This is a genomic window from Enterococcus raffinosus (genome assembly GCF_018917525.1).
GTDB lineage: Bacteria > Bacillota > Bacilli > Lactobacillales > Enterococcaceae > Enterococcus_A > Enterococcus_A raffinosus_A.
This window is the reverse complement of the sequence record NZ_JAHLOS010000021.1, coordinates 59,886-73,891: the sequence shown is the minus strand read 5'-3', so window position 1 is coordinate 73,891 and position 14,006 is coordinate 59,886. Positions and strand designations below refer to the sequence as shown.

The window sequence follows — 14,006 nt, the reverse complement described above, 5'->3', positions numbered from 1 at the left end:
GGAGTCAATTCTAGAACATCACACAAGCACCAAGCAACTAAAGTGTTATTAAATTATCAAAGAACAAGAGAATAAAACTGGAGTGATTTATCACTCTAAAAAATATATTACGAGGAGAAGTAAAGTGGAAAAAATCATACAAAAAGATTACAGCGGTGTAGATAGTTTGGAAATCATCCATAGCGAAGAAGAGCGATTGAATCCTATGTCTGTAATGGTTAAGAATAAGTTCGTTCCAGTCTTGCCCTTTGACTGGATGAATGAGTATGGCTTATTAAAAGAAATGAATCCAATTAAATTTCCAGCAGTTATTGGTATCGGATTTGGCGGCGTGGTGGAAAAAGTCGGTTTGCTAAGAAACAGGAATTTAATTGGAAAAAAAGTAATTGGCGTTTTTCCAAAGGGCTCCGCTAGAACATCGATCAATTCGACGGTTCCGCCTCTTCTATTTAGGGTGCCTGATAGTGTCAAACTCAGAGATGCAGCAACGATCATCGGTGGAGCGGACGCTGCGCTCAATGCTGTTCAGTCTCTAAAAATTAAAAGTAAGGATACTGTACTGATTACAGGTGCCTCTGGCGGGGTCGGTATCTATTTGATTCAACTATTGAAACTTGCAGGTGCGCATGTCATCGCTCTATCCAATCCAAAGAACACTCATCTTATTGAAGCTTTAGGTGCAGATGAAATCATCGATTATACAAGTGATTTGTTACCACAATTAGAAAAAATTCGAACGCCTAATAAACTCATTGATACGGTTGGGAAAGAAGTGTTGTTGGCAACAATAAGTAAACAGTTCGGACCATTGAATATTTTTTCTTTATCATTGCCAGAATTCAATGAAAAAAAGGAAAATCAAACGTTTCAATTTAGTCAAAAAGGAATTAGTCGAAAAGGATATAAGAAGTTGCTGAGGCTGATGGAACAGAAAAAAATCAAGGCAGTTATTCAAAGTGAATATCCTTATACCCAGGTGAAGGAGGCTCATTTGGCATCCAAAGAAGGCCATTCTAGCGGCAGAATATTATTGAAATTCAGTTAAACGGAGGGAGAAAAATGAAGAAAGTCATTGCGATAAATGGCAGCCCGCGCAAAAACGGGAACACAGCGCAGTTATTGCACAAAGCATTAGAAGGCGCTAAGAACAACGGAGCAGAAACAGAAATGATTCATCTAGTTGATTTGTCTTATCAGGGATGTGTCAGTTGCTTTGCGTGTAAACGAAAAAATACTAAATTTATCGGAAAATGTGCCTTAAAGGATGATTTATCAGCCATTTTAGCGAAAACAGTCGAAAGTGATGTCGTATTTCTAGGATCACCTATCTATATAGGGGATGTTACCTCTTTGATGCGCGCGTATCTCGAACGATTGATCTTTATGAACATCTCCTATGATGATGAAAAGAGCAGTATTTTTACCGGGAAAATAGATATGGCATTCTTTTATACGATGAATGCTAAAAAAGCGGAATCTCTGTTATTCAGCTATGTTTATAAACTAAACCAAGGGGCTTTAAAAAAATTCAATGGAAAGACCACTCAATTAATCAGCTATGATACATGGCAGTTCAAAGATTACAGCAGATACGATGCCTCTCAGTTCAATGAAGCGAAAAAGCTGAAATCAAGAACGACCAAATTTCCAAAAGACTGCAAAAAGGCTTATGACATAGGCGTCACCTTGACGACTTGATAAGAATGAGGGTGAATCATTGTAAATCTTTAGGTTGCTGACGAATCCAATCGAAAACAGTAAACCTTGAGAAAGCAGAATAATAAATTATAGATTTACTCAGACCCGAACCTGCGATTTACCTCAAGATCGCAGGTTCTTTTTTTATTTTGGGTAGGATAGAACAGGCAAACGATATTATCCTAATTCTCATTCACAATCTTCTGAATCGCCTCCGCCAAATGGCGAATCACATTCGGTGCGCTAGTGCGGAAGTCATCGATAAACGATCCCGACAGACTATCAACGGTACCGACTTGTTTGTTCATGATATCAAAAATAGCGAGGGTTTGATCTTCGGGTTGCCATTTTACTTTCCAATAAGGACCTTCTAGATCGCCATCTAGGATTTGCTGGCTATTATCGAGCACGGCTTGTCGGATGACTTCTTCTTCGGTGATTTTCTCGCCTTTTTCTTTGAAGTAATTTAGTTTTTGTTCGACTTCATACATATTTTCGGGAACTAATGAGTACATGATTGGGACTCCTTTTTCTCGCTTATTTGCGAGGGTTTACTTTCTTTTGTTATATACAACTTCGTCTAAATCTGCAAAGAAAAACCCTTATACCGCGATTTTGGTATAAGGGTTTGGATCGTCTATTCTCGCCAATACTCTGGCCGCATAAATTCATCGCAACACCGCACGGTTCCGGCGTAGTCTTCGATCGGAAAATCAGCCTTCAACGCTTGAACCATCCAGGCGTCTTCTTTGCCTTTCTCTACTGGATAGGGCGCTTGGAAATCTAGTGGCAATGCGGGCTTGAAGCCATGCTTTGGATAATATTCGATATGACCTAAGACAAAGACTAACTCAACGTGCTTTTGTTGCAGCAGGCGCAGTCCTTCTTTGATCAATTCGCCGCCGATTCCTTGCTTTTGATAATCCGGCATAACGGCTAAAGGACCCAAGATCATAACCGAAAGCTGTTCGTGATTCGTGAGTGTTGCCTTCGTAAATAGGATATGTCCGACAGGCGTATCCTCATCAAATGCTAAAAGGGACAAAAGTGGCTGAGCGGTTGGGTCGGCCAACAGCTTCTCAGTCAAATCGGCCTCGTCTAATTCTCCAAATGCGTGTTTTTCGACGTGATAAATCGTTTCGTTGTCTTCTTTGGTTGTTTCTCGAATTGTCAGTTTCATTGTTTTGCTCTCCTCATATAAATGATTTTTTTAGCTGAATGAAGAGCAAATCACCGATAATAAACACAAGTTAGTCAAACAAGAGCCTCCTTTGTTTTGTTAGCTCCATTATAAAAGAGACCGGTTACAACTACAAGTGACGTTAAGAGCTACTGCTTGATTGCCTAGGGAATATTCAAAAATAGCTTGACTCTTCCTTTGGGTAAGCCTTCATAATGAAGTAAGTCATGGAAGGAGATGAACGATGAATAATTTAGTTAAGATCAGAGAGGTATCCAGTAAATACAATATTACTGCGCGTGCGCTGCGTCATTATGAGGATATGGGTATCCTGAACAGTACTCGCAGCGAGGGGTCCACGTATCGGATGTACGACGAAGAAGCCGTTCGACGGATCGAACAGATTCTTATTTTACGCAAATTGAACATCAGCATAAAGGACATCCAGCGGATTTTCAAAGCTTCCGGCTCGGATGTTGTGCTGGAGGTTTTAGGCAGAAAGGTCAATGCGATTGACGATGAGGTTTCTTTGCTAAATGAGCTGAAAAGTATTGTGCTTGATTTTATCGAGGAAATAGAAAAAATGAATTTTTCAGATAATGCCGATATCAAGCAGCTCTACAACAAGGCCAAGGATATTGAGACGCAGATTGTCAATGTAGACTACATTGGCAAGCCGGCGAATATCAATCGTTTGATCGAGATCACAGATAAATTAGATAAGAAGGTTCCCGATGTGATGGTGATCAGAATTCCAGCCTTTAGGGCAGTCACCTCTGGCGAACGCACTTTTGAAGAGATCTTCAAAAAAGGCGGCTACATGTTTCAGCTGTGGCAGCATTTTCCGCTGTATCGTCCAGTAATTTTTGACTGTCTGGACTTTATGCTGGTAAATGAAGACAAAGCCACTATGATATGCGCGGTTAAAGAAGGCGTCAGTGAAGTCGATGTGAGCCCGCTTGAGCTGATTGATTTTCCAGGCGGTCTGTATGCGATGGCCGTCAGTATTGATGAAGACGATGAGAGCATCCAGAAAGTCCAAGACAAAATTTTTCAATGGGTTGAAGGAACAAACTTCGAAGTGGATAAATCCCGCAACTTTATGTTTAATATGCCTTATTTGGACGAAGAAAATGCGTACCAAAAGGACATTGAAAAAGGTTTGGGTTATCGCCAAATGCAGCGCTATGTTCCGATAAAGTTGAAGGACGGGCTGTAGAATCATCCTGTGGCTGCTGATCTGATCCAAATCAATCAAGGACACATTGAATCCAAGCATAGCTAAAAAGCTGCTAAATAGAGAATTCATGAGTATTCCTCCAAATATAGTAGGTAAAAGGTTCATCAAAAATACCGTCGCTTTCTAATATATTTTCACACCCCCTGAGACCGTGATCGCAGGGGGATTGTTTTGCTTCCTACGCATGAATGACAGGATTTAATTGTGAAGGGTTATTCTCGTGGTGTGCTCTCTGGCGCTTCTTTGTTACGAGTTCGATTCTTGATTTTTTGAATCCAGCGAAACAGTCCTTTGCCTTCCTTGATGCTCTGTGCTTGATTGTCGGGAAGGTGCTCTGTATTTACTGCTGCTTCACCGTCAATGATCTGCTTGACCTTGACTGGCGGAAGTGCCTCCGGGTTGATCGTTACAGAGTCCGAGGTATCCACCGTTTCAATGTGTTCATACTGACGTTCACGTGCTTGGCTTAAGACAGGGATGTTAGGTCGCAACAACCTGGTTGGCAGAGTTTCTTTTACTTTCTCGGATTCATCAGTGACTTCAAAGCAGCGAACCTCTTTACAGGTTGGCTCCTTTATTTTTTCTGCTTCAATTTGTGTTTCTTCGGGGTCATGCTCTAAATCAAAAATCATGGTTTCAATCGTGGTGACGAACTTGGCCGATAAGACGGAATCAAATAGTTTTACGCCATCTTTTTCAAAAAGGTCTAGTGTCGTTAATAGTTCGCAAGCTTCTTTGATTTCTTCTGCCGGCAAGCTGGTGTCCACACCTTTGTAGCGCCAGTTGTGCTTGCCACCATTATTCTTCGTAAATAATGCAACTAAATCTGTCGTTTCGGTTCTCATCGAATCCTTCCTTTCTTGTTTTTATGCGTAGGGTGTTTTATCTCATGACTCCGTCGTTTCTTCTGGGCGGACAGCTGAAATGAGTGAACGAACAGCAGAGACGACTTTCTTGCCAAAGTTTCTTAAGGGAAAGACTCTTAAGGTCAGCCGTTTCCACTCAGATTCCATGAAGTAATCTTTGAAATAATAGAAGAAGCGTTTCATCGTACGTGTGGCTTTGGTATTCATAAACAGGTAGCGGACAAGATCCTCCAGAATGTGGGCGAACTCTTGTGCACCAAGCTTGAAGCGTACGCGTAAGGCTAAGATATACTTGATGGTTAAACTACTATTTTGTGTTTCTTGGTAATATTCCATGATGCGTTTTTCTAGTGTTTCTGGTTTTAGTGAAAATGCTTGATTGTATGTCAAAAGCTGTTCATTCATTGGGGTTTCCTCCTCATGGGTGTGTTATATGATCGTTCAGTGTTTTTCTATTTGAGAAAAGGAAGCAGCGTCCTGCATAGCCTTATTATTTTTGTTAACTACAAGATACGAGATTTAGCAAAAAGATGCGAATCGCAAAATAACCGTTACCCCCCTCAATTTGACACCTTTTAGGGTAAAAAGGGGCTTTTTTACCCCGAAAGTGGTTATTTTACGGGGGGAAGTGTCAAATTGCAATTTGAAATGATTTTCAATTTAGAATATAATTAAAAGATTTGTTCAATTAGATAGTAAAGGAATATTTGATCACTACGAGGAGCCTTCCTTGAGTTACAAGAATCTATTTTCGTCCCCTAAGTTGCTTTATCTTTATAATTTATTGATTTTTTCCGACCGGTGATTTCAAGATAGCGGATTTTGAAAAATAATGTGAATCGCAATTTCGAATGTTTAGGTCTTAGAAACATTGAAAGTCTGTTTGAATCACTCGAAGTTTAGGGATGGGGAATTCTAAGTTGTCGTTTGATTTGATTGATCGAAAAGGAGTATAGTCAAGGATTTAGATAAAAGGTGTTTCTATTCATTCGATTAAAACCCCATGAGTCTTTCCTTTGACAGTAATCGCTATCTATGGTAATTTTTTAACTATTCTAAATGGTCTAAATATTTTTGGAGGTATAGTCATGACATTCAGCAAACAGTTCGCAACTGAATCTTGCTGTTGTTGTATGGTGCTAAAAAGCAGCATACCGTTTTGTCATGTCTATTAACTGCCCAATTTTCGATTATTTTGGATACCTGTATACCCGTTGAACGGGGATTGATAGGATCAATATGGTGGAATCTCAAGGTGCTGATTAATAGTCGGCGCCTTTTTTTTGTTATCTAAAATTGAACGATAATATGCGAGAAAAAAATAAATACGAGGAGAGCAATGATGATTATTAATTCTATCCAGGCGGCGATCGGACATACTCCGTTACTGCGATTCACTCACCATCAATTTGAAGAAATTCCCGAAGGTTCAGCGATTTATGCGAAGCTGGAATATTTGAATCCAGGGGGAAGCATTAAAGATCGGCTAGGTGTCTATCTAATTGAGGAGGGTTTCGAACAGGGCAGGATCAAAGAAGGAACGACTATTATTGAACCGACCGCTGGAAATACGGGGATTGGTGTTGCCCTTGCGGCATTGGAAGCAGGCTTACCGACGATTTTTGTAGTTCCGGAAAAGTTTAGTTTAGAGAAGCAGGCGTTGATGCGAGCTTTAGGAGCGGAAATTGTCCATACGCCAACTGCTGAAGGAATCAGCGGTGCGATCAAAGAAGCGAAAAGACTTCATGAGGAACTTGCTGACAGCTATCTGCCTTTACAGTTTGAAAATCCCGCCAATCCAGAAGCGTATTATCATTCGTTAGCACCTGAGTTGGTGGAGGATATTGGAGAAGAGATCACCAGTTTTGTAGCAGGAATTGGTAGTGGTGGAACCTTTAGTGGTGTTGCTCGGTATCTATTGGAACGAAATTCTGAGATTCGCTTGATCGGTGTAGAACCTGAAGGCTCGATCCTGAACGGTGGAAAGGGGCACGGGCATGAGATTGAAGGAATCGGTGTTGAATTTATTCCGACATTTCTAAACGAGTTACCGATCAGCGGCTTTGCTACGATTAGTGATGATGAAGGCTTTGCGATGACCCGAAAGCTAGCGAAAGAGCACGGGGCTTTGATTGGCAGCTCATCGGGAGCCGCGATGGTGGCTGCTTTGGCGGAGGTTGCTAGTTTGCCTGCGGGGAGTCAGGTGGTGACGATTTTTCCTGATGCGGGGGATCGTTACTTGTCAAAGGAGATTTATTTGAGGGAGGTTTATTAAGGATTATCCAGTAGTCTAATTTGCCAAGTCATGGCTATTATGAGTTGGCAAAAATGCGTGAAAACAACAGCGAGAAACTAGCTGCTGGCGCAGGATTACTACACGACAGAAGGTTATTATGCAAAAGAGCAAAAGGCTTTGGAGGTGTGGCGGATAAAGCCTAAAGGTTGAGCGATAGAAATAAAAATAGAGAGAGGTTTACAATATGGGATTGGAATTTATGCCGATCTTTGAAGAGTGGGCAGTGGCTTACGACGATGAGGTGAATGGCGGAAATCCGGAATATCAGGAAGTCTTCGCTAATTATTGGCAGATACTGGATGAAATCACTGCTGCTTCAGGGGAGGTAGTATTAGAGTTCGGTAGTGGAACAGGTAACTTAACGGAAAAACTAATCACTGCTGGCAAGACCGTTTACCCAGTCGAACCATCACCAGAAATGCGAAACATCGCAGCGGAAAAAGCAGCATTACGTGAGACCGCCTTTTTCGCGGGGGACATGGAGAACTTTCCCGTGCCAGCTGAATTAGTAGATACGATCGCTTCAAATCTGGTCTTTCACCATTTGACCACAGAAGAAAAGGCGCGAGCAATTCAACGCTACAGCCAGCTATTGACCACTGGGGGGAAAATCATCTTTGGAGATACGATGTTCCTATCGCAGAAGGCGTATACGGAAATCTTGGCAACAGAAAAAGCAGCGGGACGAGCCAGCTTAGCGGCAGATCTCGAGCGGGAATACTATCCCTTAATGAGTGAGCTGGAAGAACTATTCCGCATAAATGGTTTCCAAACAAGGTATAAACAAATGAATCGCTTTGTTTGGCTAGTCATCGCAGAAAAAATAATGGAGGCAGAATAAATGAAAATGAATGTTGAGAGCTTTAACTTGGATCACACAAAGGTAAAGGCGCCCTATATTCGGGTGGCAGATAAGAAGACTGGAGCGAATGGCGATCTAATCGTCAAATATGACGTTCGTCTAAAACAACCAAATCAAGCCTATATGGATATGGCGGCGCTGCATTCGTTGGAGCATTTGACGGCAGAGCTGATTCGTAACCACGCAGATTATATCGTGGACTGGTCGCCAATGGGCTGCCAAACAGGCTTTTACTTAACCGTTTTGAATCACGACAATATCGATGAAATCATGGACGTAGTAGCGTTGACAATGCAAGACGTATTAACGGCCACCGAAGTTCCCGCAAGCAATCCAGTGCAATGCGGCTGGGCAGCGAACCATACGTTGGAAGGCGCGCAGGACTTAGCGAAAGAATTTCTAAGTAAGCGTGGGGAATGGAGTATTGTGTTCGCGGATTAATAACTGTTTTTGATTAGAAGCTGACTCGTGATGGGTCGGCTTTTTTAGTTTAGGACAAGAAAGGTGCAAATGACCTGTCATCTAGTTTTTCCAACAATTTACCTCAGGCTTTATTTCAAGATGGGTTCTATCTATTTCACGACATTCTGAATCACGGAATAGGATTGTTTGTTATGCTTCATCTAACTACTACCCATACTTGTTCAAAAGGAGTCATTATGTATAAGTTCAATTTAATTAAGCAGCATGACCAAAAAGATTGTGGTGTCGCTTGTTTAGCGATGATTTTAAATTCATATAATTCAACGATCCCATTAAGTAAGCTACGTTTGATGTCTGGAACCAACAATCAGGGAACGTCGGCTTTTGGGCTAGTTACTGCTCTAGAAACGTTAGGTTTTGAAAGTGAATTGTTTCAAACAGATGATTCAATCTGGAACGAATTAGATAGTTCATTTCCTCTCATTGCACATGTTGTCATTGATAAGTCGTTTCTGCATTACGTTGTAGTATATGGATTAAGTAAAGGGAAACTGCTTATTGCCGATCCTGGCAAGGGGAAGATAAAAATGACAATCAAAGAGTTCAGTAATGAATGGACGGAAATTGTGCTGACGGCTCGACCGGCAGAAAAATATAAACCTGTAAAAGAATTAGCCAACAATCTACTTTCGTATACTCCGTTATTGGTTGACAACAAAAGACTTATTGTCAAAATTATCCTCCTTTCAATTTGTTTGACAGGATTTGGAGTCGGTGGTTCATTCTATTTTCAAGTCATTATAGATCGAATTATTCCTACAAAATCGTTTGATTTTTTGACAATCAGTTCTATAAGTTTTTTGTTGGTGTATCTTTTTCAATCGTTGTTCCAATACCTAAAGCAATATTTATCAAATATGTTAGGTCAAAGGTTGAGTGCTTCGATTATGCTAAAGTATTTTCAGCATGTTCTAAACTTACCAATGACCTTTTTTGCGACAAGAAAATCTGGAGAAATTATTTCGCGGTTTTTGGATGCTACTAAAATCATAGACGCACTAGCAAGTGCAACATTGTCTTTGTTTTTAGATGCTGTGATGGTACTCATAATTGGATTAATACTATTTTTACAAAATAAATACTTATTTCTAATCAGTTTGGCTACCCTACCAGTTTATTCGATTATCGTGTTCGCATTCATGAAACCTTATGAAAAAGCAAATGAGGAGCAAATGGAAGTAGGCGCGATAGTCAACTCACAAATTATTGAGAGTCTAAAAGGTATAGAAACAATCAAATCTTTCAATGCAACGAATCAAGTATTTGAAAAAATAGCAGACCAATTTAATGAAATGCTGACTAAATCGCTAAAAACCGCTAATTTAGAGAATCTCCAATCCAACTTAAAATCGGCACTTCAACTAATCTGTTCCACGATACTATTATGGCTTGGCACTTTTCTAGTTCTAAAAGGTCAATTAACGACGGGACAATTGATAACTTATAATGCTTTGATGTTTTTCTTCACTACTCCGTTACAAAATATCATCAATTTACAAGTGAAAATACAAAAGGCGAAAGTAGCGAATGATCGATTGAATGAGGTCTTTTATTTAGAAAAAGAATCTTTTGAGATAGCTAGATACCCAGTATTTGAAGATGTTAAAAGAGATCGGCATATTCCAATTATAGAGTTTTCAAATGTTTCTTTTGCCTATGGATTTGAAGACAATGTCTTGAACGGAATAACTTGTTCAATCCAACAGAATTCAAAAGTAGCTATCGTTGGCATGAGTGGATCGGGTAAGTCCACTTTAGCAAAACTGATGATGAATTTTTATGATATTCATCAAGGAGAAATAGCCATTCGGGGAGATAATATTCAAACAATAGCACGCACTGAGTTAAGAGAATCAATCAGCTATGTATCTCAAGAGGCTTTCTTTTTTAGCGGTAGCATTTATGAGAATCTAACTTTTGGCTTAAAGGAGGAGCCTACATTAGAGGAGGTGACATGGGCATGCGAGATGGCTCAGATAAGAGAATATATAGAAAAGTTGCCCTTCACTTATCAATCTCCAATTGAAGAGGGAGCTAATAATCTATCGGGTGGGCAAAAACAACGTATGGCTATAGCTAGAGCACTTTTAAAACAATCAAGGATTCTTATTCTCGATGAAGCAACAAGCGGACTGGACGCCCGTTCGGAACATATCATCACTAAAAATTTGATGAGTATGAAAAACAAAACAATTCTTTTCATTGTTCATCATTTATCGATTGCAAAAGAGTGTGATCAAATCCTCGTATTAGAAAACGGCAGACTAGTCGAAGCTGGGACCCATCATGAATTGAGAAAGTTTAATGGTACATATGAGAATCTTTGGGAAATGATGGCAATCGCTTAAGTTGCGTTGATGAAAACCAACATATTTGCATGTTTAGCGATAATTCTTGTTATAATAAATCAATTATTATGATAGGAAGTGATCCTTTGGTTGTTTTAGATTCTTTTTCCTATTTTGTGAAAGAATATATCGACTTACTATTATTATTCATTGCTATTGGTCTTTGCACAAAAATTCGAGAAAAAACCTTTTACATCTTGCTCCTTCTGCTCAGTTTTCCGATTACCTTATTGTCAATGACCGATACGCTGGTGACAGGTATTGTTATTACGGTTCTTTTCTTTTTGTTGAGGTATCGTTTATGGAAAATTGAGCTTGATCGAAGCTTGGATGAGGTGATGGGCTTTTTTATTGGACTAGCTAGTTATGCGATCATTCCGCTATTTTCATCAATTATTGTTACAGCTATTTTTAAGACACGATTCAATGTTACAACTGAAAAAGGGTATTTATTTGCTATCGCAGCAATTAGTTTGGATATCCTCTTTTTCATCGCTGTTCTTCTGTTTATCAATAAGAAGGTACCAACACGCTCAATTCCAATGGATGAAAAAAGAGTTTACACGATGCAATTAGGCGTTTTTTTAGCCTTGGTTTATTTGTTTGCTGAGATCTTGATAAAGATGGAAGTGTTAGGTGTTTTCCGTATTATTATGGTCGGCTTTTTAGTGGCTCAATTCTCATTTACCGCATTTCTCACGTATCTTACGCTTAAAAAGAATCGAGAGAAAAATGAAGTTGAAAATTTAAAAAAACAAATGGATATAATGAATTCCTATACGACAGAAGTTGAGAAGAACTACCAAGAAATGCAAAAATTTCGGCATGATTACAAAAATCTGCTTCTTGGACTTAAAGTTGATCGCAAAGAAATCGAGATCAATCAAACCTATTTAGATGAAGTGTTCGATTATTCTCACCAAATGATGGATACTAGTGTGATGCGCTTCTCCGGGATTAGTAATATAAAATTGACGGCGCTGAAATCTCTTATTATTACAAAGCTTTCTCAGGCTGAACAAGCAAATTTAAACGTGAGCTTTGAATGTATTAGTCCAATAAACGAGATCAATTTAGATGAGGTTAAACTAGTGCGTACATTGGGGATCTTGATTGACAATGCGATGGAAGCAGCTGCTGAATCCGAGCAAAGAAAATTGACGCTTCTTTTTATTGATTCTCCAGAATCCATTGAAATCACCATTGAGAATTCTTACTTTGGTAAACTTCCCTCATTTAAATTAATGAGTACCCAAGGATTTAGCAGTAAAGGCACAGGGAGAGGATTGGGATTAGCCAATATCCATGAGATTATTAAAGAACATCCGCAAATGGAGATGGATCATTATGCGGATAACGGACTATTTGTTACCTCATTAAACATACGAAAGGGTGATGGAAAATGACCTTACCGATCGTTCTATGTGATGATGATATTATTCTATTGTCTCATTATCAAAAAATTATTGAGAATTCGATTATGATCAATGACTATGACATGAAATTAGTCTTGGCTACGACTGATTCGGCAGACATCTTTTTATATCTTAAAAATAATAAGCTAACGAATAGTCTCTTTTTTTTGGATATTGATTTAGGTGGTGGAATTGATGGGATAGATGTAGCTCAACATATCAGAAATGAGAATGAGTTTGCTCAGATTGTTTTTATTACTTCACATCAGGAGCTGGCTTTAGAAACATTAAAAAGACAAATATCTCCTTTAGATTATATTGTTAAGGATGATGAAACGGAAAAAAATCAAATAGAAAATATTCTAAAAGGACGTCATGATCAGACTTTCGTAGATAGAAAGTCCAATCAAAGACATCTTTCTTTTATGATTGGATCGAGAAATTTTCGGGTTGATCTCACTTCAATTTATTTTCTAGAAACATCTGTCACACCGCACAAGGTTATTCTTTACGGTGAAAAAATGATGTATGAATTCTATGGGAAAATGAATGATCTGGAAAGAGAAAATCCTGAGCTGTTACGCGTCCATAAATCCTTTCTGATTAATCCAGAACAGGTCGAATCTGTGGATTACAAATTAAGAACGATTCAATTTCCTGAAGAATATTCATGTAGCTTTCCATTAGCAAAAGCCAAACTTTTAAAACGGACTCTGGAAAAGCAGGATTTAAAATTATAACCAATAAAGGAGAATGAAATGTTTTTTCAACGTTTTATTGCTAAACAAAAAAAGAAAAAAGAATGGAGAAGTACAACATTTAGAAGCGTCATTGGGCTACTTACATCCGCGCCATTCTATCTCTGCTTTATAGCCTATTCGATTTATTCAAATCGTGGAATTGATCCCAGGAGTTTAGTGGTTTATTCTTCCTTCTGGATAATGTTCAGCTTATATTTTTCGGCCAAGGAGAAGTGATTACGTAGTACGTATTTATAAAAGAAGATGGATTAATTAAACGGGTTGAACGTATAGTGTGATGCGATGATTCCATAGCCAATATTGAAATCGCGCAACCTTTTCTGATCTAGTTTTTTCAGCTTATCTTGAACATATAGATACAAAAGTCGATTTTCCTTTGGGAGACTCATAGGAATAATATAGTTTTCGTGATAGCTTTTATAGACGGTTACACAGGCATTTAATTCATCAGAGCCATCCACTAGCATTTTGGCACTGTTCAAAAGACTATCCTTATATTGTTGAGGTTGATTGGATAAATCTTCGTTGTATGATTGGTCGATTAATTCAAATAATTGGTTTTCTTCCAAATGACCACATCCTTTCATTTTAGATAATTTCTTTGAACAGTTCATGATTAACGATCTCCTTATTATTCTTATTTGGTACTAAATAATGATAACAGGATCTGTCGCTCATAAAGTCAAACGATCTTGAAATCGCCTATATCTTTCTTAAAATGAGGATTTGGGATTATCTTCTATTTGGTAGATAAAGTGGGAGATAAATTGAATGAGGAAGAGTTAGCGTTTTTCAACAGGATTTAACCTTACAAAAAAGCATGGAATGACGAAAAATCACTTCATCCCATGCTTATT

14 protein-coding genes are annotated in these 14,006 nt (G+C 38.9%); 9 read left to right on the top strand and 5 right to left on the bottom strand.

The window, feature by feature from the left end; all coding sequences use genetic code 11:
- Positions 1-124: 124 nt before the first annotated feature.
- Both KQI58_RS13750 and KQI58_RS13745 read left to right on the top strand, forming a co-directional pair.
- Positions 125-1,045, top strand: a complete 921-nt coding sequence (locus KQI58_RS13750) for a zinc-binding dehydrogenase (RefSeq protein WP_367397940.1) — start codon at positions 125-127, stop codon at positions 1,043-1,045.
- Positions 1,046-1,059: 14 nt separating this feature from the next.
- On the top strand, positions 1,060-1,698 hold the full coding sequence (locus KQI58_RS13745) for a flavodoxin family protein (RefSeq protein WP_216409649.1): 639 nt from the start codon (positions 1,060-1,062) through the stop codon (positions 1,696-1,698).
- Between the two features lie 182 nt (positions 1,699-1,880).
- Here KQI58_RS13745 and KQI58_RS13740 read toward each other — a convergent pair whose 3' ends face one another.
- Together KQI58_RS13740 and KQI58_RS13735 are read right to left on the bottom strand one after the other, a co-directional pair.
- Positions 1,881-2,213 (bottom strand): hypothetical protein, encoded by a 333-nt coding sequence (locus KQI58_RS13740; RefSeq protein ID WP_216409648.1) that lies wholly within the window; start codon positions 2,211-2,213, stop codon positions 1,881-1,883.
- 122 nt (positions 2,214-2,335) lie between these two features.
- Complete coding sequence (locus KQI58_RS13735) at positions 2,336-2,878, bottom strand: GNAT family N-acetyltransferase (protein WP_216409647.1); 543 nt, start codon at positions 2,876-2,878, stop codon at positions 2,336-2,338.
- Positions 2,879-3,122: 244 nt separating this feature from the next.
- Here KQI58_RS13735 and KQI58_RS13730 point away from each other — a divergent pair, with 244 nt between their 5' ends.
- Positions 3,123-4,097, top strand: coding sequence for a MerR family transcriptional regulator (locus KQI58_RS13730; protein ID WP_216409646.1), 975 nt, complete (start codon positions 3,123-3,125; stop codon positions 4,095-4,097).
- Positions 4,098-4,330: 233 nt separating this feature from the next.
- On the opposite strand, the gene KQI58_RS13725 is transcribed toward KQI58_RS13730, so the two are convergent.
- Together KQI58_RS13725 and KQI58_RS13720 are read right to left on the bottom strand one after the other, a co-directional pair.
- Positions 4,331-4,963, bottom strand: a complete 633-nt coding sequence (locus KQI58_RS13725) for a hypothetical protein (RefSeq protein ID WP_216409645.1) — start codon at positions 4,961-4,963, stop codon at positions 4,331-4,333.
- A 42-nt stretch (positions 4,964-5,005) separates the two neighbouring features.
- Positions 5,006-5,389, bottom strand: a complete 384-nt coding sequence (locus tag KQI58_RS13720) for a hypothetical protein (RefSeq protein ID WP_216409644.1) — start codon at positions 5,387-5,389, stop codon at positions 5,006-5,008.
- Between the two features lie 937 nt (positions 5,390-6,326).
- Between KQI58_RS13720 and KQI58_RS13715 the strand changes: the two genes are divergently transcribed.
- The 6 genes from KQI58_RS13715 to KQI58_RS13690 all read left to right on the top strand — a co-directional run bounded on the left by KQI58_RS13715 (position 6,327) and on the right by KQI58_RS13690 (position 13,128).
- Positions 6,327-7,259, top strand: coding sequence for a PLP-dependent cysteine synthase family protein (locus KQI58_RS13715; protein WP_216409643.1), 933 nt, complete (start codon positions 6,327-6,329; stop codon positions 7,257-7,259).
- 205 nt (positions 7,260-7,464) lie between these two features.
- Positions 7,465-8,121, top strand: coding sequence for a class I SAM-dependent methyltransferase (locus KQI58_RS13710; RefSeq protein WP_216409642.1), 657 nt, complete (start codon positions 7,465-7,467; stop codon positions 8,119-8,121).
- Positions 8,122-8,583: an S-ribosylhomocysteine lyase gene (locus KQI58_RS13705; protein WP_216409641.1), complete on the top strand. Its 462-nt coding sequence runs from the start codon at positions 8,122-8,124 to the stop codon at positions 8,581-8,583.
- A gap of 218 nt (positions 8,584-8,801) precedes the next feature.
- Positions 8,802-10,973: a peptide cleavage/export ABC transporter gene (locus KQI58_RS13700; protein ID WP_216409640.1), complete on the top strand. Its 2,172-nt coding sequence runs from the start codon at positions 8,802-8,804 to the stop codon at positions 10,971-10,973.
- Between the two features lie 86 nt (positions 10,974-11,059).
- Entirely contained in the window at positions 11,060-12,379 is a 1,320-nt protein-coding gene (locus tag KQI58_RS13695) for a sensor histidine kinase (protein WP_253295949.1), read from the top strand.
- Positions 12,376-13,128 (top strand): LytR/AlgR family response regulator transcription factor, encoded by a 753-nt coding sequence (locus tag KQI58_RS13690; RefSeq protein WP_216409638.1) that lies wholly within the window; start codon positions 12,376-12,378, stop codon positions 13,126-13,128. The genes KQI58_RS13695 and KQI58_RS13690 overlap by 4 nt, the downstream gene beginning before the upstream one ends.
- A gap of 269 nt (positions 13,129-13,397) precedes the next feature.
- Here KQI58_RS13690 and KQI58_RS13685 read toward each other — a convergent pair whose 3' ends face one another.
- The gene (locus tag KQI58_RS13685; protein WP_253295948.1) at positions 13,398-13,763 is read right to left on the bottom strand and encodes a bacteriocin immunity protein; all 366 of its coding nucleotides are present in this window, start codon (positions 13,761-13,763) and stop codon (positions 13,398-13,400) included.
- Positions 13,764-14,006 lie beyond the last annotated feature (243 nt).

What these genes read in the sequence shown, in the direction of transcription:
- KQI58_RS13745 (WP_216409649.1), top strand. Translation starts at nt 1,060, where the DNA reads ATGAAGAAAGTCATTGCGATAAATGGCAGCCCGCGCAAAAACGGGAAC.
- KQI58_RS13740 (WP_216409648.1), bottom strand. Translation starts at nt 2,213, where the DNA reads ATGTACTCATTAGTTCCCGAAAATATGTATGAAGTCGAACAAAAACTA.
- KQI58_RS13735 (WP_216409647.1), bottom strand. Translation starts at nt 2,878, where the DNA reads ATGAAACTGACAATTCGAGAAACAACCAAAGAAGACAACGAAACGATT.
- KQI58_RS13730 (WP_216409646.1), top strand. Translation starts at nt 3,123, where the DNA reads ATGAATAATTTAGTTAAGATCAGAGAGGTATCCAGTAAATACAATATT.
- KQI58_RS13725 (WP_216409645.1), bottom strand. Translation starts at nt 4,963, where the DNA reads ATGAGAACCGAAACGACAGATTTAGTTGCATTATTTACGAAGAATAAT.
- KQI58_RS13720 (WP_216409644.1), bottom strand. Translation starts at nt 5,389, where the DNA reads ATGAATGAACAGCTTTTGACATACAATCAAGCATTTTCACTAAAACCA.
- KQI58_RS13715 (WP_216409643.1), top strand. Translation starts at nt 6,327, where the DNA reads ATGATTATTAATTCTATCCAGGCGGCGATCGGACATACTCCGTTACTG.
- KQI58_RS13710 (WP_216409642.1), top strand. Translation starts at nt 7,465, where the DNA reads ATGGGATTGGAATTTATGCCGATCTTTGAAGAGTGGGCAGTGGCTTAC.
- KQI58_RS13705 (WP_216409641.1), top strand. Translation starts at nt 8,122, where the DNA reads ATGAAAATGAATGTTGAGAGCTTTAACTTGGATCACACAAAGGTAAAG.
- KQI58_RS13700 (WP_216409640.1), top strand. Translation starts at nt 8,802, where the DNA reads ATGTATAAGTTCAATTTAATTAAGCAGCATGACCAAAAAGATTGTGGT.
- KQI58_RS13690 (WP_216409638.1), top strand. Translation starts at nt 12,376, where the DNA reads ATGACCTTACCGATCGTTCTATGTGATGATGATATTATTCTATTGTCT.
- KQI58_RS13685 (WP_253295948.1), bottom strand. Translation starts at nt 13,763, where the DNA reads ATGAACTGTTCAAAGAAATTATCTAAAATGAAAGGATGTGGTCATTTG.